General features: G+C 65.8%; 1 protein-coding gene. It reads left to right on the top strand.

Going from position 1 to position 717, the window contains the following annotated elements; translation table 11 throughout:
* Positions 1–10 precede the first annotated feature (10 nt).
* A partial coding sequence (locus tag AC07PF_RS33095) for a 5-dehydro-4-deoxyglucarate dehydratase (RefSeq protein ID WP_494614752.1) occupies positions 11–717 on the top strand: 707 nt, incomplete at its 3' end.

The following is a 717-nucleotide window of genomic DNA, read 5'->3' as shown; positions in this document are numbered from 1 at the left end:
CGCTACCACCATGAACCCGCAAGACCTCAAATCCATCATGGGCTCCGGCCTGCTGTCCTTCCCCGTCACGGACTTCGACGCCCAGGGCAACTTCAACCCCAAGGGCTACGCCGCGCGCCTCGAATGGCTGGCCCCCTATGGCGCCAGCGCCCTGTTCGCCGCCGGTGGCACGGGTGAGTACTTCTCGCTGTCGGGCCCCGAGTACGGCCAGGTCGTCAAGACCGCCGTGGACACCTGCCGCGGCAAGGTGCCCATCATTGCCGGTGCCGGCGGCCCCACGCGCACGGCCATCGCCCACGCCCAGGAGGCCGAGCGCCTGGGTGCCCACGGCATCCTGCTGTTGCCCCACTACCTGACCGAAGCCGGCCAGGAAGGTTTGATCGAGCATGTGGCCGCCGTCTGCAACAGCGTGAAGTTCGGTGTCATCGTCTACAACCGCGACCGCACCAAGCTCACGGCCAATTCCCTGGCCATCCTGGCCGAGCGCTGCCCCAACCTGATCGGTTTCAAGGACGGCGTGGGCAACATCGAGACCATGTCCTCGATCTTCATGAAGATGGGTGACCGCTTCTCCTACCTGGGTGGCCTGCCCACGGCCGAGGTGTATGCGGCAGCGTACAAGGCGCTGGGCACACCGGTGTACTCGTCGGCGGTGTTCAACTTCATCCCCAAGACGGCGATGGACTTCTACAAGGCGGTGGCGGCCGACGACATGGC

The organism is Acidovorax sp. GW821-FHT10A04, assembly GCF_059415825.1.
Note: the sequence above shows the minus strand (reverse complement) of the source record. Positions and strands in the feature narration are given on the sequence as shown.